General features: G+C 56.7%; 25 protein-coding genes. 6 read left to right on the forward strand and 19 right to left on the reverse strand.

The genetic code is table 11. The annotated features are described in order from the left end of the window. Nucleotides 1-9: 9 nt before the first annotated feature. From rnhB to rpsB, 15 genes are all read right to left on the reverse strand, one after another. Nucleotides 10-603 carry a ribonuclease HII gene (gene rnhB / locus TAN611_RS18145; protein WP_105232299.1) on the reverse strand — a complete coding sequence of 198 codons (594 nt, stop codon included), beginning with the start codon at nt 601-603 and terminating at the stop codon, nt 10-12. Then, nucleotides 600-1,748 carry a lipid-A-disaccharide synthase gene (gene lpxB / locus TAN611_RS18150; RefSeq protein ID WP_187044217.1) on the reverse strand — a complete coding sequence of 383 codons (1,149 nt, stop codon included), beginning with the start codon at nt 1,746-1,748 and terminating at the stop codon, nt 600-602. Before lpxB ends, rnhB begins: the two co-directional genes overlap by 4 nt. Nucleotides 1,749-1,751: 3 nt before the next feature. Further along, nucleotides 1,752-2,540, reverse strand: coding sequence for an acyl-ACP--UDP-N-acetylglucosamine O-acyltransferase (gene lpxA / locus TAN611_RS18155; protein ID WP_105232301.1), 789 nt, complete (start codon nt 2,538-2,540; stop codon nt 1,752-1,754). Nucleotides 2,541-2,543: 3 nt separating this feature from the next. Further along, nucleotides 2,544-2,999, reverse strand: coding sequence for a 3-hydroxyacyl-ACP dehydratase FabZ (gene fabZ / locus TAN611_RS18160; protein ID WP_015673553.1), 456 nt, complete (start codon nt 2,997-2,999; stop codon nt 2,544-2,546). Nucleotides 3,000-3,282: 283 nt separating this feature from the next. Further along, the gene (lpxD, locus tag TAN611_RS18165; RefSeq protein WP_105232302.1) at nt 3,283-4,317 is read right to left on the reverse strand and encodes a UDP-3-O-(3-hydroxymyristoyl)glucosamine N-acyltransferase; all 1,035 of its coding nucleotides are present in this window, start codon (nt 4,315-4,317) and stop codon (nt 3,283-3,285) included. A gap of 3 nt (nt 4,318-4,320) precedes the next feature. Next, on the reverse strand, nt 4,321-4,818 hold the full coding sequence (skp, locus tag TAN611_RS18170) for a molecular chaperone Skp (protein ID WP_105232303.1): 498 nt from the start codon (nt 4,816-4,818) through the stop codon (nt 4,321-4,323). 156 nt (nt 4,819-4,974) lie between these two features. Then, a complete protein-coding gene (bamA, locus tag TAN611_RS18175) occupies nt 4,975-7,377 on the reverse strand; it encodes an outer membrane protein assembly factor BamA (protein ID WP_105232304.1) in 2,403 nt (800 codons plus the stop codon). Nucleotides 7,378-7,412: 35 nt separating this feature from the next. Then, complete coding sequence (gene rseP / locus TAN611_RS18180; protein WP_105233490.1) at nt 7,413-8,765, reverse strand: sigma E protease regulator RseP; 1,353 nt, start codon at nt 8,763-8,765, stop codon at nt 7,413-7,415. 28 nt (nt 8,766-8,793) lie between these two features. Next, on the reverse strand, nt 8,794-9,642 hold the full coding sequence (cdsA, locus tag TAN611_RS18185) for a phosphatidate cytidylyltransferase (protein WP_015673558.1): 849 nt from the start codon (nt 9,640-9,642) through the stop codon (nt 8,794-8,796). Between the two features lie 9 nt (nt 9,643-9,651). Then, the gene (gene ispU, locus TAN611_RS18190) at nt 9,652-10,410 is read right to left on the reverse strand and encodes a (2E,6E)-farnesyl-diphosphate-specific ditrans,polycis-undecaprenyl-diphosphate synthase (RefSeq protein WP_054306199.1); all 759 of its coding nucleotides are present in this window, start codon (nt 10,408-10,410) and stop codon (nt 9,652-9,654) included. Nucleotides 10,411-10,692: 282 nt separating this feature from the next. Next, nucleotides 10,693-11,889: a 1-deoxy-D-xylulose-5-phosphate reductoisomerase gene (ispC, locus tag TAN611_RS18195; RefSeq protein ID WP_203066834.1), complete on the reverse strand. Its 1,197-nt coding sequence runs from the start codon at nt 11,887-11,889 to the stop codon at nt 10,693-10,695. A gap of 156 nt (nt 11,890-12,045) precedes the next feature. After that, entirely contained in the window at nt 12,046-12,603 is a 558-nt protein-coding gene (gene frr, locus TAN611_RS18200) for a ribosome recycling factor (RefSeq protein ID WP_203066835.1), read from the reverse strand. A 117-nt stretch (nt 12,604-12,720) separates the two neighbouring features. Beyond that, nucleotides 12,721-13,446: a UMP kinase gene (pyrH, locus tag TAN611_RS18205; RefSeq protein ID WP_105232307.1), complete on the reverse strand. Its 726-nt coding sequence runs from the start codon at nt 13,444-13,446 to the stop codon at nt 12,721-12,723. Nucleotides 13,447-13,673: 227 nt separating this feature from the next. After that, the gene (gene tsf, locus TAN611_RS18210; protein ID WP_203066836.1) at nt 13,674-14,525 is read right to left on the reverse strand and encodes a translation elongation factor Ts; all 852 of its coding nucleotides are present in this window, start codon (nt 14,523-14,525) and stop codon (nt 13,674-13,676) included. A gap of 186 nt (nt 14,526-14,711) precedes the next feature. Next, nucleotides 14,712-15,437, reverse strand: coding sequence for a 30S ribosomal protein S2 (rpsB, locus tag TAN611_RS18215; protein ID WP_105232309.1), 726 nt, complete (start codon nt 15,435-15,437; stop codon nt 14,712-14,714). 368 nt (nt 15,438-15,805) lie between these two features. On the opposite strand from rpsB, the gene map reads away from it, so the two are divergent. The 4 genes from map to TAN611_RS18235 all read left to right on the forward strand — a co-directional run bounded on the left by map (nt 15,806) and on the right by TAN611_RS18235 (nt 20,826). After that, entirely contained in the window at nt 15,806-16,600 is a 795-nt protein-coding gene (map, locus tag TAN611_RS18220) for a type I methionyl aminopeptidase (protein WP_015673564.1), read from the forward strand. 79 nt (nt 16,601-16,679) lie between these two features. Then, the gene (glnD, locus tag TAN611_RS18225; protein ID WP_105233492.1) at nt 16,680-19,349 is read left to right on the forward strand and encodes a bifunctional uridylyltransferase/uridylyl-removing protein GlnD; all 2,670 of its coding nucleotides are present in this window, start codon (nt 16,680-16,682) and stop codon (nt 19,347-19,349) included. Between the two features lie 167 nt (nt 19,350-19,516). Continuing rightward, complete coding sequence (dapD, locus tag TAN611_RS18230) at nt 19,517-20,341, forward strand: 2,3,4,5-tetrahydropyridine-2,6-dicarboxylate N-succinyltransferase (protein ID WP_105232310.1); 825 nt, start codon at nt 19,517-19,519, stop codon at nt 20,339-20,341. 95 nt (nt 20,342-20,436) lie between these two features. Next, nucleotides 20,437-20,826 (forward strand): DUF3461 family protein, encoded by a 390-nt coding sequence (locus TAN611_RS18235; RefSeq protein ID WP_105232311.1) that lies wholly within the window; start codon nt 20,437-20,439, stop codon nt 20,824-20,826. 33 nt (nt 20,827-20,859) lie between these two features. Here TAN611_RS18235 and TAN611_RS18240 read toward each other — a convergent pair whose 3' ends face one another. From TAN611_RS18240 to TAN611_RS18250, 3 genes are read right to left on the reverse strand one after another with little or no spacing between them, the layout of a single operon-like run. After that, nucleotides 20,860-21,309 carry a flavodoxin gene (locus tag TAN611_RS18240; protein ID WP_105232312.1) on the reverse strand — a complete coding sequence of 150 codons (450 nt, stop codon included), beginning with the start codon at nt 21,307-21,309 and terminating at the stop codon, nt 20,860-20,862. 33 nt (nt 21,310-21,342) lie between these two features. Further along, nucleotides 21,343-22,113 carry a tRNA pseudouridine(65) synthase TruC gene (gene truC / locus TAN611_RS18245; protein ID WP_105232313.1) on the reverse strand — a complete coding sequence of 257 codons (771 nt, stop codon included), beginning with the start codon at nt 22,111-22,113 and terminating at the stop codon, nt 21,343-21,345. Then, nucleotides 22,113-22,442: a YqcC family protein gene (locus TAN611_RS18250; RefSeq protein WP_172606260.1), complete on the reverse strand. Its 330-nt coding sequence runs from the start codon at nt 22,440-22,442 to the stop codon at nt 22,113-22,115. The genes truC and TAN611_RS18250 overlap by 1 nt, the downstream gene beginning before the upstream one ends. Before the next feature lie 177 nt (nt 22,443-22,619). Here TAN611_RS18250 and TAN611_RS18255 point away from each other — a divergent pair, with 177 nt between their 5' ends. Beyond that, nucleotides 22,620-23,858, forward strand: coding sequence for an MFS transporter (locus tag TAN611_RS18255; RefSeq protein ID WP_197950991.1), 1,239 nt, complete (start codon nt 22,620-22,622; stop codon nt 23,856-23,858). Between the two features lie 576 nt (nt 23,859-24,434). On the opposite strand, the gene syd is transcribed toward TAN611_RS18255, so the two are convergent. Continuing rightward, nucleotides 24,435-24,986, reverse strand: coding sequence for a SecY-interacting protein (gene syd, locus TAN611_RS18260; RefSeq protein ID WP_187044214.1), 552 nt, complete (start codon nt 24,984-24,986; stop codon nt 24,435-24,437). 138 nt (nt 24,987-25,124) lie between these two features. On the opposite strand from syd, the gene queF reads away from it, so the two are divergent. Then, nucleotides 25,125-25,973 (forward strand): NADPH-dependent 7-cyano-7-deazaguanine reductase QueF, encoded by an 849-nt coding sequence (gene queF / locus TAN611_RS18265; RefSeq protein WP_111736558.1) that lies wholly within the window; start codon nt 25,125-25,127, stop codon nt 25,971-25,973. Nucleotides 25,974-26,187 lie beyond the last annotated feature (214 nt).

Here is a 26,187-nt window from a genome sequence, read left to right on the forward strand (position 1 = left end):
GCCCGCAGATTACAGCTCCAGCGCCCGTCTTACCGGGGCAAAGCTGCGACGATGATGTTCGGTGGCGCCCAACGCGGCCAGCCGCTCCAGATGGAAAGCGGTCGGATAGCCTTTATGCTGCGCAAAGCCATATTCCGGAAAAGCGCGATCCAGCTCGGTCATTTCACGGTCGCGCGTCACCTTCGCCAGGATAGACGCCGCGCTGATTTCCGCCACGCGGCTGTCGCCTTTGACCACTGCCTGCGCACGCATCGGCAGCGCCGGGCAGCGATTACCGTCGATTAAAACCATATCCGGCTCAATATGCAACCCGGCCACCGCCCGCTGCATCGCCAGCATCGTGGCATGCAAAATATTCAGACGGTCAATCTCTTCCGGCTCGGCACGCCCGAGGCTCCAGGAGAGCGCCTTGGCGAGGATCTCATCATACAGCGCCAGCCGGCGCTTTTCGCTGAGCTTTTTCGAATCGGCCAGGCCGACGATCGGTTGCGCCGGGTCAAGGATCACCGCAGCGGTAACCACCGCGCCGACCAGTGGGCCGCGCCCGACTTCATCCACGCCGGCAATCAGCCGGGCGTCGGGGTAGATAAAGGCTTCAGTCATTTGTTCGCCAGCTCCAACACAGCCTGAGCGGCCTGTTCGTCTGCATCGCAGCGGATGCTCTGATGCAGTTCAAGGAAAGTCTGTTTCAACTGCTCCGCCTGCGGGCTATCTTCCAGCAGAGGAAGCAACGCCGCGGCCAGCTTGTCCGGTACGCAGTCGTGCTGCAGCAGCTCGGTGACGATTTCACGCCCGGCCAGCAGGTTCGGCAGCGAAACGTACGGCGTTTTCACCAGCCGCTGCGCCAGCCAGAAAGTGAACGGCTTCATACGATAGCCTACCACCATCGGACACTTGGCCAACATGCACTCCAGCGCAGCGGTGCCGGAAGCCAGCAATGCCGCATCGCTGGCGATCATCGCCTCGCGCGCTTTGCCGTCCAGCAGATGGGCGGGCAGATCCGGCGCTACCTGCGCCTTGATGCGCTCGAACTGTTCGCGCCGCTTGGCATTCACCAGCGGCACCACCACTTCGAGGTCCGGATAGCGGGTGCGTAACAGCTGCGCGGTTTGTAGGAAATCGGCGCTCAGCATCTCCACTTCCGCACCGCGGCTGCCCGGCAGCAGCGCCAGACAGCGCGCCTCCGGCGCAATGCCCAATGCGGCACGTGCGGCCAGTTTATCCGGCTGCAGCGGCATCGCATCGGCCATGGTATGGCCGATAAAACGGCAGGGAACGTTGAAACGATCGTAAAACGCTTTTTCAAAAGGGAGAAACGCCAACACCAGGTCGGTCGCTTTGCCTATTTTGAAAACGCGCTTTTGACGCCAGGCCCAGACGGACGGGCTGACATAGTGAATGGTGCGAATGCCGCGCTGTTTCAGGCGACCTTCCAGCGTGATATTGAAGTCTGGCGCGTCAATACCGACAAACACGTCAGGCGCCAGTTCGCTGAAGCGGCGGGTCAGATCCTTACGAATCTTCAGCAGACGGGGCAAGCGCTCCAGCACTTCCACCACGCCCATTACCGCCAGCTCCTCCATGTCGTACCAGGCTTCGCATCCCTCGGCCTGCATCAGCGGGCCGGCTACGCCGACAAAGCGCGCATTCGGGTGCTTCGCTTTCAGCGCGCGAATCAATCCGGCGCCAAGAATGTCGCCGGAGGTCTCGCCGGCGACCAGTCCGATAGTCAATGGACGCGTTGACATAGATCAGCGAATAATGCCGCGGGTGGAACGCGCGAAGAAATCGAGGAACTGCTTCACTACCGGCTGCTGCTGTGCCAGCGCTTCGATTTCCGTCTTGGCTTCGTCCAGCGTTTTTTCGCTGCGATACAGAGTCTTGTAAGCGTTACGGATCGCCTGCATTTCATCCTTATCAAAGCCGCGACGTTTCAGACCAACGGCATTCACGCCGAACGGCGTTGCATGGTTGCCCTGCGCGATAACGAAAGGCGGCACATCCTGCGCAACGCCGGAGCAGCCGCCAACCATGACGTGCGCGCCGATAATGCAGAACTGGTGAATAGCCGTCATACCGCCGATGATCGCATGATCGTCGATCTCCACATGGCCCGCCAACGTCGCATTGTTGGCAAGTATGCAGGAATTCCCCACCACGCAGTCGTGAGCCACGTGCACATTAACCATCAGCAGGTTATCGTTGCCGACTTTGGTCACGTTGGTGCCCTGCGCCGTACCGCGGTGAATGGTTACGCTCTCGCGAATGCGGTTACGGTCGCCGATTTCAACGCGCGTCGGTTCGCCCGCATATTTCAGATCCTGGTTCACTTCGCCGATAGAGGCGAACTGATAAATCTGGTTTTCGCGGCCAATTTTGGTGATGCCATTGACCACTACGTGAGATTTAAGCACCGTGCCTTCGCCGATTTCCACCTGGGAGCCGACGTAACAGAAAGGGCCAATGTGCGCTCCGGCGCCGATAACGGCACCGTCTTCAACAATTGCGCTTGGGTGGATAAAGGCGGTTTGGTCTATCACGGATTATGCCTCCCGGCTGCGGGCACACATCATGGTTGCTTCGCAGACAATTTTACCGTCGACGGTCGCCACGCCTTTAAAGCGCGTCAGGCCACGACGAGTTTTCTCGAAAGTGACTTCCATAATCATCTGGTCGCCAGGCACGACAGGACGCTTGAAGCGTGCTTCGTCAATACCGGCAAAATAGTACAGCTCGCCCGGCTCCAGCTTGCCGACGCTTTTAAACGCCAGAATACCGGTGGCCTGCGCCATGGCTTCCAGGATCAATACGCCTGGGAAAATCGGCTTGCCAGGGAAGTGGCCCTGGAAAAACGGCTCGTTAACGGAAACGTTTTTTACCGCACGCAGATATTTATGCTCTTCAAACTCAAGTACACGGTCAACCAGCAAGAATGGATAACGATGAGGGAGCAGTTCCAAAATTTCTGCAATATCTAGAGTATGAGTGTCAGTAGTCAAAATACTCTTCCTGTCTCTAAAAACTGATGGCATCAACAACACGGCCTGCGTTGACCCCAAAAAGGAGATCATCAGGCAGGCCGCAAATTCACAACACTTTGCGCTTTTAGCCGCGAGCGGCCAACGCGTTTCGTTTTTCTACCCAGTTAGGCGGGCGGCGGTGATTATACCCATCATCCTGCAAGCTGCATCTTTATTTTGCACTTCGTTTCCCTATACGTGCACGATATTGCCTGCAGTATTTCATTTTGGGACTGAATACGCCGTGATGCAGCGGGCAAGCTTATTGGGAATCGTCGTCTTTACCGACTTTTCGTTCGACAGCTTTCAAACGCTTGCTGATCTCATCGATATTCATCACCAACGCGGCGGTTTTACGCCAAGCTTTATTGGGTTGTAACGGAATACCCGAAGAGTATACCCCAGGTTTGGTGATTGGTCGCATAACCATTCCCATTCCCGTGACCACCACCTGGTCGGCAATCTCCATGTGACCGTTGATCACGCTGGCGCCGCCGATCTGGCAATAGCGGCCTATTTTCAGACTGCCAGCCATGATGACGCCACCGGCAACGGCGGTATTTTCGCCAATCACCACGTTATGCGCAATTTGGCATTGGTTGTCGATGATAACACCATTTCCGATCAGAGTGTTATCCAGCGCACCGCGGTCAATGGTGGTGCAGGCGCCAATCTCGACGCAATCGCCGATGATGACCGTGCCCAGTTGGGGGATCTTCACCCAGTTTCCGCGTTCGTTGGCATAGCCGAAGCCGTCTGCGCCAATCACCGTCCCCGACTGAATCAGGCAGCGTTGCCCAATTTCAACCTCATGATAGACGGTGACGTTTGCCCATAAGCGCGTACCCGCGCCCAGGCGAGCATTCTTGCCGATAAAACAGCCCGGGCCGATAACCACGTTATCGCCGAGCACGGCGCCTGACTCAATAACCGCATTCGCGCCGACGGCCACGTTCTGCCCAAGCTGCGCTTCAGGAGAAATTACCGCGCTTGGCGCGATATCCTGAGCCGGTGCCGGCGTGGTGTCCATCAGTTGCGCCATGCGCGCATAGGTCAGGTAGGGATTCTTTACCACCAGCGCCGCGCTGCGGCAGTGTGGCAGATCTGCTTCAGTCAGCACCACGGCGCTGGCCTGACAGGAAGACAGCTGCTGTTGATAGCGGCTGTTTGACAAAAACGTAATTTGGCCAGTTTGTGCGGAATGCATAGAAGCAATGCCGGTGATGACGAGATCGCCATCACCGTGCAATTGTGCATCCAACTGCTGCGCTAAATCAGCCAGTCGAATTGAAGGCATGTTTTATTTAACCTGTTTCAGCACGTCAGCAGTGATGTCTTTGGAAGAACCTGCGTAAGCTACGGCGTTGGCGTCGATCACCACGTCATAACCTTCTTTGCTGGCAACAGTTTTCACTGCATCCTGAATACGGCTCAGGATCTTGTTACGCTCTTCCATCTGACGACGGCGATTGTCCTGCTCGAAAGACTGAGCTTTCTTGGAGAACTGCTCGCGCTGCGCCATCACGTCTTTTTCCAGCTTGCTGCGTTCGCTCGCCTTCATCGTAGAGCCGTCACGCTGCAGTCGCTGCATTTTAGTCTGCAGGCTGCGTTCCATGTTCTGGAGTTCACTTGCACGGCCTTTGAATTCGTTTTCCAGTTGTTTCGCCACGGTTTCGCGTGCTGGCAACTGTTGGAAAATGCTGGAAACGTTAACGACAGCAATACTGTCAGCAGCCTGAACACTCGCTGAAGCAGCCATTGCTAAACCGAGGCCTGCGGCACACAACCACTTTTTCACTATAAACTCCTTACCATCACCGTTTGTGTCATTCGACACGTGAAATACACAATCTGCCAGACTTATCTCACGAAACAATGAGACTTTTCTCCCTCTGTCGCTTTGACAGTCTGGCTATTGCGATTCTTAGCAACGTTTTACACAGAGGTAAAACCGTTACCAGGTCTTACCAATATTAAACTGGAACTGCTCGGATTTATCGCCTTCGTAATCTTTAAGCGGGTTGGCGTAAGAGAACACCAACGGCCCCAGCGGCGACATCCACTGCAGCGCAATACCGGCGGACACGCGAATGTTGCCTGGTTTGCTGTAATCCGGAATATCGAAACCAGCGGTCTGGTTCTTCTCCCAGTTGGTATCCCACACGGTACCCGCATCGACGAACAGCGAGGTACGTACCGAGTTAGCGTATTTTTCGCTGATAAACGGCGTAGGCGTAATCAACTCCATGCTGGCGACCGCCATGGCGTTGCCGCCGACCGCATCGTCAGAGCCGCACAGCTTGGTGCCGTTGCTGCAGCTGTAGGAGTTGGAATTGTAGTACACCGCTTTCGGACCAATGGTATTGGACTGGAAGCCACGCACGGAGCTGGAACCGCCGGCATAGAAGTTCTCATAGAACGGCATTTCCTTACCGCCCAGACCGTCGGCATAGCCCAGACGGCCACGGCCCAACAGCACCCAGGTGCGATCTTCGTTGATCGGCACGTACTGTACGCTGTCCAACGTCAGTTTGTAGTATTCGTTGTCAGAGCCAGGAATGGTGATTTTACCATTCAGGGTGGTGCGGTTACCGGAGGTCGGGAAATAACCACGGTCAAGGTTGTTGTACGTCCAGCCCAGGTTCAGCGTGAAGTCATCCGCCTTATAGCTGGCGCGATCCATGGTGTTCGGATCCTGCCCCATCGAGTTCAGATAACGCCACATGGCGATCTGCGGCTGCATGTCGGACAGGCTGTTATGCACATAGCCCAGGCCGGCGCGCAGCGAGTTGTTCTCGTTGATTGGGAAACCCAGCGTACCGTCAACGCCGTAGCTGCTGTTGGTATAATCAGACAGGTCTGCGTCGTCGGCCTTAAAGTCGTTATAGAAGATACGACCGCCCAGGCTCACACCGTCAACGGTGAAGTATGGGTTGGTGGCGGACAGTTCCGCATAGGTCTGATAGTCGTTCTTGGTGCCGCTGACGCCCACCGAGTAACCGGTGCCCAGCCAGTTGTCCTGCTGAACGCCAACCTGGAAGCTGACGCCGCTTTCCGTACCGTAACCTACGCCGAAGTTGAACGTACCGGTGTTGCGCTCTTTCACCTTGTAGGTGACGTCAACCTGATCGGCAGTACCCGGCACGCGTTGCGTTTCAACGTCCACGGTTTCGAAGTAGCCCAGACGGTTCAGACGCTCTTTGCCCTGCTCAACCTGGTCATTGCCCAGCCATGAGCCTTCCATCTGACGCATTTCACGGCGCAGTACGGAATCTTTGCTGGTGTCGTTACCTTCGAACTTGATGCGGCGCACATAGAAGCGGTTGCCCGCGTCGATGTTGACGTGCAGCTTGACGGTTTTATCCGCATCGTTGATTTCCGGCTGAGTCTGTACGCGCGGGTAGGCGTAACCATAACGGCCCAACATCTTCTTGATGTTGTCTTCCATTTTGGTCACTTTGCTGCCGTTGTACAGTTCGCCCGGCTCAATCTTGGTCAACTGGGCGACTTCGGCCGAATGGCCGGCCAGGTTGCCGTTCACCACCACGTCAGAAAGCTTGTACTGATCGCCTTCGGTGATGTTGATGGTGATGTAGATACCTTTCTTGTCCGGCGTCAGGCTGACCTGCGTCGAATCAATGTTGAAACGCGCGTAACCGCGGTCCAGATAGAAGCTGCGCAGGGTTTCAAGATCGCCCGCCAGTTTCTGCTTCTGGTATTTGCGATCGCCGACCACGTTCCACCATGGCACCTCATCACGCAGTTGGAAACGTGAAATCAGTTCATCGTTGGTGAAGGCATGGTTGCCGACGATGTTGATCTGTTGAATTTTTGCGGAAACCCCTTCCGTGAACACCAGCTTCAGGTCAACACGGTTGCGCGGCAGTGGCGTCACCACGGCTTTCACCGAGGCGCTGTACTTACCAACGCTGTAGTAGAAGTCTTCCAGGCCTTTTTCAATACTGGAAATCGTGGTGCGGTCGAGCGCTTCGCCAACCCGGACGCCAGAGGCTTCCAGGTTTTGCTTGAGCATGTCATCTTTCACCGACTTGTTGCCGGAGAAGGTGATGCTGGCAATGGTAGGACGTTCCTTAACCTGCACGATCAACGTATTACCATCGCGCAGTACGCGCACGTCCTCGAAGTTGCCGGTGGCAAACAAGGCACGAATGGTATTACTGATGTCATCGTCAGTGACGGTATCGCCTACGCGAACCGGCATGTTGAGTAACGCCGCACCGACGGCGACCCGCTGCAGGCCTTCGAAATGAATGTCTTTCACCACGAACCCGTCTGCACCGTATACGGTGGCGCTGCCAAACAGCAGCGACGCTATGAGCAACTTTTTCATCGCCATCGTTGTTATGCGTTCTTCCTAACCTATCCCCGCCCTTACAGGCGAGAAAAATCATTGAAAAGTGCAAGACCCATTAACAGTACCAGCAAAATCGAACCTATGCGGTAGCTGTAGTCCTGTACTCGCTCGGAAACCGGGCCACCCTTCAGCTTTTCTATCGCCAGGAAGAGGAGGTGCCCACCATCTAACACCGGTAATGGGAACAGGTTGATGATCCCCAGGTTGACGCTAATCAACGCCAGGAACATCAGGTAATACACAAACCCGACTCCGGCTGAAGCCCCGGCGCCCTGTGCTATGGAAATCGGGCCGCTCAGGTTGTTCAGCTTCACATCACCGGTTATTAATTTACCCAGCATGCTGACCGTTAGGCGCATGATTTGCCAGGTCTTGTCCCCGGCCTGATACAGCGCCGAGAACGGTCCAAACTGACGAATCGTCTTGTACTCATCCGGCAGTGGCAACACTTTCGGAATAATACCGGCAAAGCCGATGTCCTTTCCTGCCGCCGTCTTGCTATCCGGAACCAGCGTCAATGACAACGGCGCGCCGTTTCGCTCAATCTCTAAAGCCAGCGGCTGCCCCGGGCCGTCGTGAATTCGCTTCACCAACGTTTGCCAACGTCCTAAAGGCTGACCATCGACTTTAACGATCCTATCCCCGGCTTGCAAACCCGCTTTTTGCGCTGCCGAACCGGATTGCACCTGTGCCAATACCGATTCAATCTGCGGCCCGCGGGGAATAATCCCCAGTGAAACCACCGGATCCTGCTTGTCTGGCTCAAAATTCCACTGGCGTAAATCCAGGGTTTTATTTACCACCTGCGATGTGCCAAAAGGCGCAATCCCTACTTCGGTTTTCTCATCGCCAATCTTGGTCACCAGCGCCAGACGAACAGCTTCCCAATCAGGCGTTTCGATACCGCCAACGGACTTTAGTTCCATTCCTGGTGAAATTTGCGCCTGAGCGGCGATAGATTGTGGTGATATTTCGCCAATAACCGGACGAAAACTAGGGACGCCGATGATAAACACCAGCCAGTAAGCAACCACGGCGAACAGGAAGTTCGCGATTGGCCCTGCGCTGACAATGGCGGCGCGCTGCCAGACGGTTTTATTGTTAAAGGCCTGGTGACGCCGCTCAGGCGCCACCGTCTCCACGCGCTCATCCAGCATTTTGACGTAGCCGCCCAGCGGGATCAACGCGATAACGAATTCGGTGCCGTGACGGTCGGTGCGCCGCCACAGGGCGCGGCCAAAGCCGATGGAGAAGCGTTCAACGCGGACGCCGCAGCGACGGGCCACCCAAAAGTGCCCGAACTCATGCACGGTAATCAATATACCGAGTGCAATAATAAACGCTACCAGGTTCCAGAGCACGCTGAACATCATCCCTACACTCCCCGTCACGGACGGATTAAAACACTAACAGCATCAAACAGGCAAATACCGGCACGGCGGCGGTCAGGCTGTCGATACGATCCAGTATCCCGCCATGTCCCGGAATCAGATGGCCGCTGTCCTTGATGCCCGCTTCCCGTTTGAACATGCTCTCGGTGAGGTCGCCCAGCACCGAGGCCAGCGCGGCAGTCACCGAACAAACCAGCAGAGTTGCCGGCACCACGTTCAGCGGCGCATAGCGGCCAAACAGCCAGGAAATCAGCGCCGAGGTCACCAGACCGCCAATCAGACCTTCCCAGGTTTTACCCGGCGAAACCTTCGGTGCCAGCTTGTGTTTGCCGAACAGTTTGCCGAAGACGTAGGCGCCGGAATCCGCACCCCATACCAGCAGCATCACATACAGCAGCCACCAGGCACCGGTAAAATGGTTTTGCTCATAGCCGAACTGACGCAGCGCCAGCATGCCCCAAAAGAACGGCACGATAGTCAGGATACCGAATACCAGCCGCAGCGGGCGTGAATTACGCCACAGCCCTGCAGAGCCCGGATAAAACAGCACCAGCAGCAACGCAGCCAGCCACCATCCGAGCGACATCCACAGCGGCCCGCCAACCTGCAGCAGGTGAACGGACTGATGATAGGCCGGTACGCTCAGCATCATCAGCGCCAGTAAAAAGCCGCAGAGTATCGCCAACCAGATACGTTGAGAACGGGAGGCAAACCCGGCCAACTGGCCCCACTCCCACGCAGCTAACATGCACACTACCAGCGTTACCAGGGCAAATCCCACCGGAGGCAGCAAAAACAGCGCTGCAATAACGATCGGTATTAAAATCAGAGCAGTTATGAGGCGATACTTCAGCAAAAGTTCCCCCTAGGACGCATTAGCGCCGATAGGTGTTGTTCCCCCGAAGCGGCGCTCACGTTGTGCAAATGCATTCAGCGCACCTTCAAAGACAAGTTCATCAAAATCAGGCCAGAGTACATCAGTAAAGTAAAGTTCGGCATAAGCGATCTGCCACAGTAAGAAGTTGCTGATGCGGTGTTCACCGCCGGTACGGATCACCAGATCCACCGGCGCCAGATCGCTCATGCAAACCTGTTCGCTCAGCAACTCTTCGCTGATTTGGTCCGGGCGCAGTAAACCTTCCTGCACTTTTTCGGCCAAAGTCTTTACTCCCTGCATGATATCCCAACGACCGCCGTAGTTGGCGGCAATGTTGAGCGTCAGGCCATCGTTATTTTCAGTCAGTTGCTCGGAGCGACGAATACGCTCCTGCAAACGTGCGCTGAATCGGCTGACATCGCCAATCACGCGCAATCTGACGTTATGTTTGTGCAGGCTTTTCACTTCACTGTCCAGGGCGCGCACAAAAAGCTCCATCAATGCGGAGACCTCCTGCGCCGGACGATTCCAGTTCTCACTGCTGAAGGCATAAAGCGTGAGCGCATCCAAATGATGGCTGGCGGCAAAGCTGACGGCTCGGCGCACCGATTTCACCCCTGCTTTATGACCGAAGACACGTAACTTGCCCTGACGTTTAGCCCAACGTCCGTTACCGTCCATAATGATGGCAACGTGACGTGGCCCTGAAATGGACGGATTAGCTTCTTGTTGATTTGCGGACGACATAACTCGTACTTATTTCCTCGATAGAAACACAACAGCCTTTCCGGAACTTCAGGCCCTTGCGCGCAAAAAAAGCCGTGTGCCCGACACGGCTTTTTCGTCTGCACGTCCTGATAGCCCAGACGTCGTCTGGGACGAAGAGGTATTCGGCATACCAATCAGGCCATTATTCAACGGTATAACCGCTGACAGGTGGCGCAGACTATATCACCTCAGCGAAGCCTGAACAAACAGGCCCAGAGCGGCGCGCGCAATTTACGAACAAAATCAGACAATATCACGGGCTCAGGCGCGCTGCGCCTTCACAATTTCAGCGGCAGCAACACGCGCCTGGCGATCGATATCTAAGACCGCGTCAACGCAGGTCGGTTCCTGCAAAGACAGCCGTTCGACAACTTTTTGGTTCACCGCCGCGATATCGGTGAAGCGAATCTGCGCCTGCAGGAAAGCGGCCACCGCCACTTCGTTGGCGGCATTAAGCGCGGTGGTCGCCGCCTGCCCCGCATCAAAGGCCGCAATGGCCAGATGCAGGCAGGGATAACGTTCACGCTCAGGCTCGGAGAAGGTCAACGCGCCGATGCGGCAAAAGTCCAGCGCGGCAACGCCGGAATTCACGCGCTGCGGATAGGCCATCGCGTGGGCGATCGGCGTACGCATATCCGGCGTGCCCAACTGCGCCAGTACGCTGCCGTCGACATAGCGCACCATCGAGTGAATGACCGACTGCGGGTGCAGAATCACTTCCATTTGTTCGGCCGAGGCATTAAACAGCCAGCGGGCCTCAATATATTCCAGACCTTTATTCATCATGGTGGCGGAATCCACCGAGATCTTGCGCCCCATCGACCAGTTGGGATGGGCACACGCCTGATCCGGCGTCATCGCGGCAAACTGCTCCAGCGGCGTGGTACGGAACGGGCCGCCGGAACCGGTCAGCACAATGCGCGAAACACCATGATCTTCCAGTGAAGAGTATCCCAACTGGCGCTGAATGCTCTCAGGTAAACTCTGAAAAATCGCGTTATGCTCGCTATCGAGCGGTAAAAGCTGCGCCTGACTCTGCCGCACCGCATCCATAAACAGACGGCCGCAGGTCACCAGCGACTCTTTATTCGCCAGCAGCACCTGCTTGCCAGCGCGGATTGCCGACAGCGTTGGCAGCAAACCGGCGGCGCCGACGATGGCCGCAGTCACCTGATCGACGTCGTCCAGCGCCGCCAGCTCGCAGGCGGCCTGTTCACCCGCCATCACTTCGGTCGTCACGCCCTGCTCCGCCAGCAGCGTGCGCAGTTGCGCCGCCGAGGCTTCGTCCGCCATCGCCGCATAGGCCGGGCGGAACTCCAGGCACTGCTGCGCCATCACCGTCGCATTGCGACCGGCAACCAGCGCCTTCACGGCGAAACGTTCAGGATTTTCCCGTACAACAGCCAGCGTGCTGGTGCCGACGGAACCGGTGGAGCCAAGAATAGTCAGTTGCTTCATGAGTTCGCTCTGAGTAACTGTCTGATAAGATCGATAGTGCTCCAGTGTGAAACCTTGCTCACCGGATGTCCACGATCTTTCAGTACGATAAAACGAGATCTGCGCTGCAAAAAATAAAGCGCCGCCTAAGCGACGCTTTGTTCAGCGCAAAGCCGATTAGAATTCCATCAGCTCTTTTTCTTTCTCCGCCAGAGCGGCGTCTACCAGCTTGATATAACCATCGGTCATTTTCTGAATGTCGTCTTGCGCACGACGTTCTTCATCTTCGCTGATTTCCTTGTCTTTCAGCAACGCCTTGACCTTATCGTTGGCATCGCGACGCACGTTACGCACGGACACACGGCCCTGCTCTGCTTCACCACGCACGATCTTAATCAGATCTTTACGACGCTCTTCGGTCAGCGCAGGCAGCGGCACGCGGATGTCGGAACCAGCGGAAGACGGGTTCAGACCCAGATCGGAGGTCATGATGGCTTTTTCCACCGCCTGGCTCAGGGAACGATCGAACACGTTGATTTTCAGCGTACGGGAATCTTCCACCGTGATGCTGGCCAGCTGGCGCAGCGGCGTCGCGGCGCCGTAGTATTCCACCATGATGCCGTCAAGAATGCTTGGCGACGCGCGGCCGGTGCGGATTTTGCTGATTTGGTTTTTGAATGCTTCGACGCTTTTTTCCATGCGTGCGTCAGCATCTTTTCTGATGTCATTAATCACGTTGCGAACCTTTGGAAACGGGTTACTTGGCAGGCTTATTATAGCCCGTGAATTTTACTTGCTGGGGACAGGCGCGCACGTCGCCACCCGCCCCGCTCAATCAGTATCGAGCAGCAATTACTTGCTGATCAATGTACCTTCGTTCTCACCCATCACGACGCGACGCAGCGCACCCGGCTTGTTCATATTGAACACGCGGATCGGCAGGCTGTGATCGCGCGCCAGCGTAAACGCGGCCAGATCCATGACTTTCAGTTCACGTTCCAGCACGTCCTGATAGGTTAACTGTTCGTACAGCGTCGCATCCGGGTTTTTCACCGGATCGGCGGAGTATACACCATCCACTTTGGTGGCTTTCAATACCACGTCTGCTTCAATTTCGATCCCACGCAGGCAGGCGGCAGAGTCGGTGGTAAAGAACGGGTTGCCGGTACCGGCAGAGAAAATCACTACGCGGTTGTTACGCAGCAGGCTGATGGCCTCTGCCCAGCTGTAGTTATCACACACGCCATTCAGCGGGATAGCCGACATCAGGCGGGCGTTCACATAGGCACGGTGCAGTGCATCACGCATAGCCAGGCCGTTCATCACGGTAGCCAGCATTCCCATGTGGTCGCCCACTACGCGGTTCATCCCGGCTTGCGCCAGGCCCGCGCCGCGGAACAGGTTGCCACCGCCAATAACTACACCGACCTGAATGCCCAGCTCGACCAGCTCTTTCACTTCCTGAGCCATGCGATCCAAAACGCTCGCGTCGATACCAAAACCTTCTGCGCCTTGCAGGGCTTCGCCGCTCAGTTTGAGCAGGATACGCTGATATACGGGTTTTGCATTGGTTGCCATGGTTATTCTGTCCTAAGCAGCAGTAATAGTATTGGGGGTTTTAGCCGATGAAATGCGCCTGCGCAGAGTATAACCCGGCAGGGCTCGCCATCGGAGTAAATCTGGCTGGATCCGGATAAAGATATATCCTAAATAATTCAGGTTGCAGGAAAAAGGCACCCTACCCGCTGCCTGAAATACGGCGGATATAAAATGGAACCGCCAGACGGCGGTTCCATTAACAGTCATTAAGACTGCTTGCTCATTGCTGCAACTTCAGCAGCAAAGTCAGCTTCAACTTTCTCGATGCCTTCGCCCACTTCGAAGCGGATGAAGTTAACAACGTCAGCGTTGTGCTCTTTCAGCACCTGACCAACGGATTTGCTTGGCTCGATAACGAAAGGCTGACCGGTCAGAGAAACTTCGCCGGTGAATTTCTTCATGCGGCCTTCAACCATTTTCTCTGCGATTTCTTTCGGCTTGCCGGACTGCATAGCGATGTCCAGCTGAACCTGATACTCTTTTTCCACCACTTCGGCAGAAACGTCTTCAGGCTTCACGAACTCAGGCTTGCTGGCCGCAACGTGCATTGCGATCTGCTTAACCAGCTCTTCGTCAGCGCCTTTAGCGGAAACCAGAACGCCGATACGTGCGCCGTGCAGGTAGCTGCCCAGCACGTCGCCTTCCAGTACGGCTACGCGACGAATGTTGATGTTTTCACCAATTTTCGCCACCAGAGCAACGCGCTCTTCTTCGAACTGTGCTTTCAGTACTTCGACGTCAGTTACTTTACCGGCAACGGCCGCGTCCAGCACTTTGTCAGCGAATGCCTGGAAACCAGCGTCTTTAGCCACGAAGTCAGTCTGGCAGTTAACTTCCAGAATCACGCCGTAGTTGCCTTCGATTTTGGTTTTGATCACGCCGTCAGCAGCTACGTTGCCTGCTTTTTTCGCTGCTTTGATCGCACCAGACTTACGCATGTTTTCGATTGCCAGCTCGATGTCGCCGTTGGATTCAACCAGCGCCTTTTTGCAATCCATCATGCCAGCGCCAGTACGCTCGCGCAGTTCTTTTACCAGGGCAGCGGTAATATCAGCCATTTTTTAATTCCTCGGTTATCTCACTCGGAGATTTACCCGATACCTTTCGCGCCGTCGCGCCGGGCAACAACGCGGAACCTATCGGACAGGGTTCTCATTCAGATAAGCAAAGGGGGCCTTTAAGGCCCCCCTAACCAACATATGTCAATACCTGGTTAATAAGGGCTCGAGTTCGAGCTTGCCTTATTATTCAGCTTCTACCAAGCCTTCTTCCGCCTGAACGGCCAGATCTTGAGAGCGACCTTCGCGTACTGCGGCAGCAACGGCGGTCAGGTACAGGTTTACTGCACGGATTGCGTCGTCGTTACCAGGGATGATGAAGTCAACGCCGTCTGGATCGGAGTTGGTATCAACGATAGAGAATACCGGGATACCCAGGTTGTTGGCTTCTTTGATCGCGATGTGTTCGTGATCGGCATCGATAACGAACAGAGCGTCTGGCAGACCGCCCATATCCTTGATACCGCCCAGAGAGTTTTCCAACTTCTGCAGTTCACGGGTACGCATCAGCGCTTCTTTTTTGGTCAGCTTGTCGAAGGTGCCGTCTTGAGACTGGGTTTCCAGATCTTTCAAACGTTTGATGGACTGACGAACGGTTTTCCAGTTAGTCAGCATACCGCCCAACCAGCGATGGTTCACGAAGAACTGGTCGCAGTTGTTGGCAGCTTCTTTTACCGCTTCGCTTGCTGCGCGCTTGGTACCAACAAACAGGATCTTGCCTTTACGGGCAGAGATCTTGCTCAGCTCAGCCAGAGCGTCGTTGAACATTGGTACGGTTTTTTCCAGGTTGATGATGTGAACCTTGTTACGAGCGCCGAAGATGAATGGCTTCATTTTCGGGTTCCAGTAACGGGTCTGGTGACCGAAGTGTACACCGGCCTGGAGCATGTCGCGCATGGAAACAGTTGCCATGATTAAACCTCTATAGATTAAATTGGGGTTATGCCTCCACGTATCCCATAACGCCGACCCCAGAGCGAAGTTCTCACCTGAGGCACCCCGGCGCATGTGCCGATACGTGTGTGTTATTTACACAAATCGAGTGCAGTTAAGTAGTTTCAGCCTCACCGGCCACCGTCTTTTGGACGGAAGTCGCGGATCGCCGGCGCGCTTTATACCATAAACCCGTCGCCGACTCCAACTTTTGTTGCAGTATAACCCCTGAACGCCGCCCGCGCGCGCAAATCAAATTTGGCAGCCCTCCGGCGGGCTGATACCATAGCAAACTGCTTCTATATTCTTAATATTGTCGGCAAGCACGACACCTTCGGACGAATTTCATGGCCATCTCAATCAAAAACGCTGATGACATCCAAAAAATGCGCGTAGCCGGCCGCCTGGCCGCCGAAGTGCTGGAAATCATCGAGCCTTACGTCAAACCCGGCGTCACCACCGGTGAACTGGACCGTATCTGTCACGAATACATCACGGAAAAGCAGCAGGCGATCTCCGCCTGCCTGGGCTACCACGGCTTCCCGAAATCCGTCTGTATCTCGGTGAATGAAGTGGTGTGCCACGGCATCCCGAGCGATGACAAAGTGCTGAAAGACGGCGATATCGTCAATATCGACGTCACCGTTATCAAAGACGGCTGGCACGGCGACACCTCCAAGATGTTCCTGGTGGGCAAACCGACGATTCTGGGCGAGCGCCTGTGCCGCATCACGCAGGAAAGCCTGTACCTGGCGCTGAAAATGGTCAAGCCGGGCATCCGCCTGCGCACGCTGGGCAAAGCCATTCAGCAGTTCGTAGAGGCCGAGAAGTTCTCCGTGGTGCGTGAATACTGCGGACACGGCATCGGCGAAGTGTTCCACGAAGAGCCGCAGGTGCTGCATTACGACGCCGACGACGGCGGCGTGGTGCTGCAGGCGGGCATGGCCTTCACCATCGAGCCGATGGTCAACGCCGGCGACTACCGCATCCGCACCATGAAAGACGGCTGGACGGTAAAAACCAAAGATCGCAGCTTGTCGGCACAGTATGAGCATACTATTGTGGTGACTGAAAACGGCTGCGAGATAATGACGTTGCGCAAGGATGACACCATCCCCAACATCATTACGCATGACATGTAAGCGCGGCGGCAACGCCGTACGCTAAACGCATAACACAGGCCGGCTTTTGCCGGCCTTTTTTATTTTTATAGGCCATCCCATGTCTGAAGATTTTCGTGCATCCGCCCCGCCGGTCGTCGCGCCACTGACGCCGCCAGCCTCGCCCCATACCTATGGCGATGATGAGCTGGACTGCGGCACGCTGAAACAGCGACTGGAGCAGTTTCAGCACTGGCTGGCGACATCCTTTGACGCCGGAGCCAGCGCCGAAAGCCTGGTAGCGGCGCGCAGTGAGTTCGTCGACCGCCTGCTGCGCCGCCTGTGGCGTTTTTACGGCTTTGAGCAGGTTGCCGAAACCGCACTGGTCGCGGTGGGCGGCTACGGCCGCGATGAGCTGCATCCGCTGTCGGACATCGACGTGCTGGTGCTCAGCCAGCAGCGGTTGAGCGAGCCGCAGGCGGCGCGCGTCGGCGAATTCATCACCCTGCTGTGGGATCTGAAACTGGAGGTCGGCCACAGCGTACGCACGCTGGAAGAGTGCCTGCTGGAAGGGCTGGCCGATCTGACCGTGGCCACCAACCTGATCGAATCGCGGATGATCTGCGGCGACGTGGCGCTGTTCCTGCAGATGCAAAAACACATTTTCAGCGACGGCTTCTGGCCCTCCCCCGACTTTTTCCACGCAAAAATAGAGGAGCAGCAGGAGCGTCACCAGCGCTACCACGGCACCAGCTACAACCTGGAGCCGGACATCAAAAGCAGCCCCGGCGGCCTGCGCGATATCCATACCCTGTTATGGGTGGCGCGGCGCCACTTCGGCGCCACCTCGCTGGATGAAATGGTCGGTTTCGGCTTTCTGACACAGGCGGAACGCAACGAGCTGAACGAATGTCAGAGCCTGCTGTGGCGTATCCGCTTCGCGCTGCATCTGGAGCTGTCGCGTTATGATAACCGGCTGCTGTTCGACCGCCAGCTCAGCGTAGCGCAGCGGCTGCGCTACCAAGGCGAAGGCAATGAGCCGGTCGAGCGCATGATGAAAGACTTCTACCGCGTGACGCGCCGCGTCAGCGAACTGAACAACATGCTGCTGCAGCTGTTTGATGAAGCAATTCTGGCGCTGGACGCCACGGAAAAACCGCGCCCGCTGAACGATGATTTCCAGCTGCGCGGCGATCTGATCGATCTGCGCGACGAGACGCTGTTTGAACGCCAGCCGGAAGCCATCATGCGCATGTTCTATCTGATGGTGCGTAACCGCGATATCCGCGGCATCTACTCCACCACCGTGCGCCAGCTGCGCCATGCGCGTCGCCATCTGAAGCAGCCGCTGTGCACCATTCCCGAAGCCCGCGAGCTGTTTATGGCGATTCTGCGCCATCCCGGCGCGGTGGCGCGCGCCCTGCTGCCGATGCACCGCCACAGCGTGCTGTGGGCCTATATGCCGCAGTGGGGAAAAATCGTCGGCCAGATGCAGTTTGACCTGTTCCACGCCTACACCGTAGATGAACACACGATTCGCGTGCTGCAAAAGCTGGAAAGCTTCGCCGATGAAGAAACCCGGCCGCGCCACCCGCTGTGCGTCGAGCTGTATCCGCGCCTGCCCCACCCGGAGCTGCTGCTGATCGCCGCGCTGTTTCACGATATTGCCAAAGGACGCGGCGGCGATCACTCTATTCTGGGGGCGGAAGACGTGGTGGAGTTCGCCGCGCTGCACGGCCTCAACTCGCGGGAAACCCAGCTGGTCGCCTGGCTGGTGCGCTGTCACCTGTTGATGTCGGTCACCGCCCAGCGGCGCGACATTCAGGACCCGACGGTGATCCAGCAGTTCAGCGCCGAAGTACAGAGCGAAACACGGCTGCGCTATCTGGTCTGCCTGACGGTGGCGGATATCTGCGCCACCAACGAAACGCTGTGGAACAGCTGGAAACAGAGCCTGTTGCGCGAGCTCTATTTCGCCACGGAAAAGCAGCTGCGCCGCGGCATGCAGAACAGCCCGGACCTGCGCGAACGCGTACGCCACCACCGCCTGCAGGCGCTGGCGCTGCTGCGCATGGACAATATCGACGAAGAGGCGCTGCACCGCATCTGGAGCCGCTGCCGCGCCGACTATTTCCTGCGTCATTCGCCCAATCAGCTGGCCTGGCATGCACGCCACCTGCTGGCCCACGACTCCACCAAACCGCTGGTGCTGGTCAGCCGGCAGGCGACGCGCGGCGGCACCGAAATCTTTATCTGGAGCCCGGATCGTCCCTACCTGTTCGCCGCCGTCGCCGGAGAGATGGACCGCCGCAACCTGAGCGTACACGACGCGCAGATTTTCACCAACCGCGACGGAATGGCGATGGACACCTTTATCGTTCTGGAACCGGACGGCAGCCCGCTGGCGCAGGATCGCCACAACGCCATTCGTCAGGCGCTGCTGCAGGCAATCACCCAACGCGACTATCAGCCGCCGCGGGTGCGCCGGCCATCGTCCAAACTGCGCCACTTCAGCGTGCCGACGGAGGCCAGCTTTCTACCGACCCACACCGACCGGCGCAGTTACCTGGAGCTGACCGCGCTGGATCAGCCCGGCCTGCTGGCGCGCGTCGGTGAAGTGTTTGCCGATATGGGGCTTTCCCTGCACGGCGCGCGCATTTCCACTATCGGCGAGCGGGTTGAGGATTTATTTATTCTGGCCGACGGCGATCGGCGTGCTTTAAACGCCCAAACGCGCAGAAAGTTGGAACAACGGTTGACAGAGGCCCTCAATCCAAACGATAAAATGTGATATACCCTTCATCTTTCAAGCGGCAGCGTTGTTGGCTGCCCTTACTCACCCCAGTCACTTACCGACGTAAGCTCCGGGGAACTCGTGCGGTTGCCGCCTCGCCGCCACTCGAAATCTTTTGGGTAAACCAGTAACCTTTAGCTAAACATTATCAGGACGAGAACAGAATGCAGCAATTACAGAACGTTATCGAGAGCGCCTTTGAACGTCGTGCGGACATTACCCCGACGAGCGTAGACACCGTAACGCGCGAAGCGGTAAACCAGGCCATCGCCCTGCTGGACAGCGGCGCCCTGCGCGTCGCCGAAAAGATTGACGGCCAGTGGGTAACCCATCAGTGGCTGAAAAAAGCCGTGCTGCTCTCTTTCCGCATCAACGACAACAAGGTGATGGACGGGGCTGAAACCCGCTATTACGACAAAGTACCGATGAAATTCGCCGACTACGACGAAGCGCGCTTCCAGAAAGAAGGTTTCCGCGTCGTACCACCGGCCACCGTGCGCCAGGGCGCGTTTATCGCACGCAACACCGTGCTGATGCCATCCTACGTCAATATCGGCGCCTACGTTGACGAAGGCACCATGGTCGATACCTGGGCCACCGTCGGTTCCTGCGCGCAGATCGGTAAAAATGTTCACCTGTCCGGCGGCGTCGGTATCGGCGGCGTGCTGGAGCCGCTGCAGGCCAACCCGACCATCATCGAAGACAACTGCTTTATCGGCGCACGTTCCGAAGTGGTTGAAGGGGTGATCGTGGAAGAAGGCTCGGTGATCTCCATGGGCGTTTACCTCGGCCAGAGCACCCGTATTTACGACCGTGAAACCGGCGAAATCCACTACGGTCGCGTCCCAGCGGGTTCCGTCGTGGTATCCGGCAACCTGCCGTCCAAAGATGGTTCCTACAGCCTGTACTGTGCGGTGATCGTCAAAAAAGTGGACGCCAAGACGCGCGGAAAAGTCGGCATTAATGAGTTATTGCGCACCATCGACTAAGCTGAATAGCGGGTGATTCACCCGCTATTTTTTTATCTTAAGCAACGCGGGCATCCTCACTAACGTGGAATAACACTTATTACTAGGGGCGACGTATGTACGATAATTTGAAAAGCTTGGGCATTAATCAACCGGAAGATATCGATCGTTATAGCCTGCGGCAAGAGGCCAATAACGACATCCTCAAGATCTATTTCCGCAAGGATAAAGGCGAGTTCTTCGCCAAAAGCGTGAAATTCAAATATCCACGTCAGCGTAAAACCGTGGTGGCCGACAACGCCGGTCAGGGTTATAAAGAGATCCACGAGATAAACCCCAACCTGCGCTATGTGATCGATGAGCTGGATCAGCTGTGTCAGCGCGATCAGGCGGAAGTCGATTTGAAACGCAAGATCCTCGAAGACCTGCGCCATCTGGAAGGCGTGGTGTCGCACAAGATTGCCGAGATTGAAGCCGACCTGGAAAAGCTGACCCGCGGCAAATAATCATCAGGGCGCGGTCACCGCGCCCTTCAGGGTTTACTTCAGCAATGCCGCCCATTTTTCTACCCACGGGCAGGAAACCACTTCGGGTTCAGGCTGTTCCATGGCATCAATTTCCAGCACTTCCCCTACGCGCGTCGCCCCCTGCTCCTGCAGCAATGCATCAAACGCCCGGCCGGCGCCGCAGAAATTGTCATAGCTGCTGTCGCCCAGCGCAATCACTCCGTAGCGCAGCTCCGGCTGATAACCGACCCGATCGCGAATCGCCACGAACAGCGGCGCGATGCTGTCCGGCAAATCTCCCTGCCCGGTGGTCGAGGTCACCACCAGCGCATAATGCTGATGATAGGCCTGCCACTCTTCCAGCGTCCCCTCTTCGAACAGTTTGACCTCGTGCCCCTGCTCGATAAGGATGGTTTCCGCTTCTTCCGCCACCAACAACGCATTACCGTATACCGTGCCGACGAAAATACCGACCTGAGCCATGCTTACAACTCCCTTAATGCTCTGAAAAAATTCTCAGCTAGCTTGACCGTAAGCCGCCGGAAACTCAACCCTGACGAGCTCAGGGAGAACATCCAGCCAGCCAAACTGTGACATTACGCCCTGCCAGGCCTGATCCCAACGGGCGGAAATCTGCAGCGGCTGTCCGCTCACCGGGTGATTAAGCCGCAGGTGGCTGGCATGCAGCATCAGGCGCGGACAGGAAAAATGCTGCGCCATGCCGCGGTTTTGCCGCAGATCGCCGTGTTTGCTGTCGCCGATGATCGGGTGGCGCAAATGCGTCATATGGCGCCGTAACTGATGCTTGCGGCCGGTTTCCGGCTGCAGCTCCATCAGGCTGTAGCGCGCGCTGTCATAGCGCCCGATCGCCACCGGCATTTCCACCTGCGCCAACGGCCGATAGTGGGTCAGTGCCGGCTGCGGCGCTTTATCCGCATCAGAAAACTTATCGGCGATCTTGTCCCGCTCCTGCGTCAGCGGATAGTCGAGCGTCGCGGCTTCATTGACAAAGCCGCGCACCACCGCATGGTAAGTTTTCTCTACCTGATGCTGTTCAAACTGCTGCGACAACAGATGAGCAACCTCGCTGGACAGCGCCATCAACAATACGCCGGACGTCGGCCGGTCAAGCCGGTGAACGGTAAAAACGTGCTGGCCGATCTGATCGCGCACCGTCTGCATCACAAACACGCTTTCATGGCGGTCCAGCCAGCTGCGGTGCACCAGCCAGCCGGCGGGCTTGTTCACCGCCACCAGATGCTCATCCTGATAAAGAATCTCCAGCATTACTGCGGCTCTTGATTCAGTAAGTCATCCAGGCGCTGAAGCACCACCAACAACGGCAGACAGCCAGGCTCTTTGTCTTTCAGCGCCTCTTCAAAATAGGGCGTGATGGCAAAGCGCGTCGGCAACGGCGCATTGGCGTCCAGCAGGGCATACATGCGCGGCAGCATCACCCACTGCAGCCACTCCTCCGCCTGCATGCTGTCAATGCAAAACGGTTCGCTGCTGTTAAACGCCTCAGGCGCCGGCGGCGTAGCCTGCCACAGCGCCAGATCGCGCATGGATTGTTCGATAGTCTGCAAGTAAAGGCGAACCTGATTATGTATATTCATCTGCATTTCCGATCGTTCGAAGCGATAAAACTCAGCGCGCAGGCTGAAAGGCGGCAGAGCATAGCATTTAACCGGTTATAGCCCAAATTCCGTCGGCAAGACAGATTTTACGCTGGTGGCTGAACTGCGCGCGCGGCACAATATCCATTAAGTAAACCAATAAATAAGATGATACACATGACCGCAACATCAGCAGTAAAACAACACGCAACGCCCGGTAAAGCCATGCTGGCCTCGGTGACCGGCTATGCCATGGATGGTTTTGACCTGCTTATTCTGGGCTTTATGCTGCCGGTTATCGCCGCCGAACTACACCTCACCTCTGCCGAATCCGGCTCGCTGGTCACCTGGACGCTGATCGGCGCGGTATTGGGCGGCATAATTTTCGGCCACCTCAGTGACCGCTTCGGCCGGATCCGCATCCTTACCGTCACTATTTTGATGTTTTCACTGTTTACCGGCCTGTGTGCGCTGGCGGTCGGCTATTGGGATCTGCTGGCTTACCGCACGCTGGCAGGTATCGGGCTGGGCGGCGAGTTCGGCATCGGTATGGCGCTGATCGCCGAAGCCTGGCCGGCGGAAAAGCGCAACCGCGCCTCCGCCTACGTGGGCATGGGCTGGCAGCTTGGCGTGCTGGCTGCGGCGTTTCTGACGCCGCTGCTGCTGACGCATATCGGCTGGCGCGGCATGTTTCTGGTCGGCCTGGTGCCGGCCCTGGCCTCCTTCCTGATCCGCCGCACGCTGGGAGAGCCGGAAGAATTCGAGCGGCAAAAAAGCACGGCGCCGGTTTTATCCTTCCGCCAGCGTCTCGGTCTGCTGTTCAAGGACCGCGCGACCGGACGCGCCAGCATCGGCATTTTTATTCTTTGTTCGGTGCAAAATTTTGGTTACTACGGGCTGATGATCTGGATGCCCACCTATCTGGCGACCAACTTTGGCTTTTCCCTGACCAAATCCGGCATCTGGACTGCGGTGACGGTCGTCGGCATGACCTTGGGCATCTGGCTGTTCGGCATGTTGGCCGACCGCTTTGCACGCTGGAAGATTTTCATCGCTTATCAGTTGGGTGCGGTGGTGATGGTGGTGTGCTACGCACAACTCAGCGACCCGACCTGGATGCTGCTGGCCGGCGCGGTGATGGGGTTGTTCGTCAATGGCATGATTGGCGGTTACGGCGCACTGATTTCAGACACCTACCCAACGCAGGCTCGGGCTACGGCGCAAAATATTCTGTTTAATCTGGGACGCGGCGTTGGCGGGTTGGGGCCGCTGGTCATTGGCGCACTGGTGACGCAGGTATCCTTCACCGCGGCCATCAGCCTGTTGGCCGCCATTTATCTGCTGGATATCTACGCCACGCTGTTCCTGCTGCCGAAAAAACAGGGCCAAGGGGATACGCTGGGAGCGATCGGCTAAATGCGCAAGGCAGGCAAAAAGTTGGGGGCACTGTATGAACAGTGCCCCCGGTTCGTTTTATAGCTTTCCCGCTACACGGAATGCTCCCTGCTCAATCCCTGAAAACTTTTCCTGCGGCCATCCTGACCCAACGTCCATGCCTTATCCTTTAACTAGCATCATCCTGACGCGGTCCTCGGTCTCCCTGACCCACCAGCCATCCCGTACCGGCTCTCAATCTCCATCCTGGAGGTGTCCCTGATTTCTTTCCTGAAATATCCTGAGCATCGCCCTGACGCCATCCCGCCACCCTTCACTGGGCGCATCCGCTTCTTCATCCAGAAGTCTGCATCATCCCGATGCTTCCAGCTCCAGCCGCCTTCCGTCCGGCATGTATAAGATCGCTTAATTCCTTTCTCGCCACAAGGGATTGTGAGACAAAAGTACAAAAAGGCGTTACACGATAGTTTTTAGCGATACGTTAACCAACTGATACATCTAGCAATAAATCAATTTTTGCCATTAGGCGTCTATAAATTAAAAGCGATCTCGCACAAGGTTTGTGCGAGATATCTCACAAGCATTTTGGGTTTTAGCTCAATCACCAGCTAACGGGCGCAGCGCATCAAGGAAGTTGCCCAACGTAGCCGCCAACAGCGTACGCCGATCGCTGCCAAACTGTTCCAGCACCACATTGCCGCTGATGTTGCACAGTGACACCATCTCCATCTCTGATTCCGTGGTCGCCAGGAACAGCGTCGGCGACAGCTTCAGACGTTTCTGCGTCACCAGATGACCGATCAGGTTTTCCTGCAGGCGGATAAAATCATCCGCGCTCCACACCTGCAGCAGGCTAAGACGATGCTCGCCGAACTGCGCGCTCATATCCCCGGCATATTGCTGCGTATAAAAGGTGTGAATATCCGGCTGCAGCCGCAGCTCCAGCGCAGTTTCTACCTTTTCCAGCGTTGCCGCAGGCGTAAACGGCTGCGGCAGCCACAGCACCTCATCGTCGCGATTTTCTACCACGCACGGTGAAGGCACGCCGTACAATTCGCGGCTGGCCGGCGCATGGCCACGCTGCTGCTGCCAGAGCGCCACATAGCGCTGGGTAAATTCACGCAAGGCGTGAGTCACATCATGGTCCATATTTTCTCTCGCATACGGTAAACTGACGGCCATTGTACCCATAACCTTGCATACTTGCTTGCAGCGACGCCGGCGTTAAGCACGTTGCCGCGTCTGCAATGCCATTTTTCAGCACTAACCGGAGTAAGGTGACAGCAGATGTCCTCCTATCAAAATCATCAGGCATTATCAGGGCTGGCGCTCGGTAAACCCACCGCTTACCACGACCAGTACGACGCCACGCTGCTGCAGCCGGTGCCGCGCAGCATGAACCGCGAGCCGCTGGGCCTTTACCCCGATAGCCTGCCGTTCCACGGCGCGGATATCTGGACGCTGTACGAGCTCTCCTGGCTCAACGCTAAAGGTCTGCCGCAGGTGGCGGTGGGAGAAATCAGCCTCGATGCCTTCAGCCTGAATTTGATCGAATCAAAAAGCTTCAAACTCTACCTGAACAGCTTCAACCAGACCCGTTTTGAGAACTGGGAAGCGGTGCGCTGCACGCTGTTGCGCGATCTGGCGGCCTGCGCGCAGGGAGAGGTGGAAGTGAAACTGTTCCGCCTGGATGAAATTGAAGGGCGTCCTATTGCGCAGCTGCAGGGCGAATGCCTGGACCAGCAGGACATCAGCATCGATGACTATCAGTTCAGCGCCGACTATCTGCAGGATGCGGCAGCGGGCAGCCCCGTGGTGGAAGAAACGCTGGTCAGCCATCTGCTGAAGTCCAACTGCCTGATCACCAATCAGCCCGACTGGGGCTCGGTGCAAATCGCCTACCGCGGCGCGCAGATTAACCGCGAGGCGTTGCTGCGCTATTTAGTCTCTTTCCGCCATCATAATGAATTTCATGAACAGTGCGTGGAGCGCATTTTCAACGATATCATGCGTTTTTGTCAGCCTGAACGCCTCTCGGTCTATGCGCGCTATACCCGCCGCGGCGGCCTGGACATCAACCCGTGGCGCAGCAACGTCGCCTTTGCGCCGGCGCACGGCCGTCTGGCACGCCAATAAATGCGAGGCGTTGCTCAACAACTGAGCTAATAGCAGGTTTGCATTGGTAAAAATCAGGGGACGGCGGTAAGGTTAATTCTCGGCGCCCTCACGCATAGCGGGTGCCGCAGAGCAGATAGGCGTTATTAACCGCAGCGTGCACAAGCGGGGTCGTCATAATGACAGGCGGTCCTGCCGTATGGATTGCCACCGCCCCGCCATGGGTGCAAAGGAG

It is taken from the genome of Serratia sp. Tan611, from assembly GCF_905188235.1.
Taxonomy (GTDB): Bacteria; Pseudomonadota; Gammaproteobacteria; order Enterobacterales; family Enterobacteriaceae; genus Serratia_B; species Serratia_B rhizosphaerae.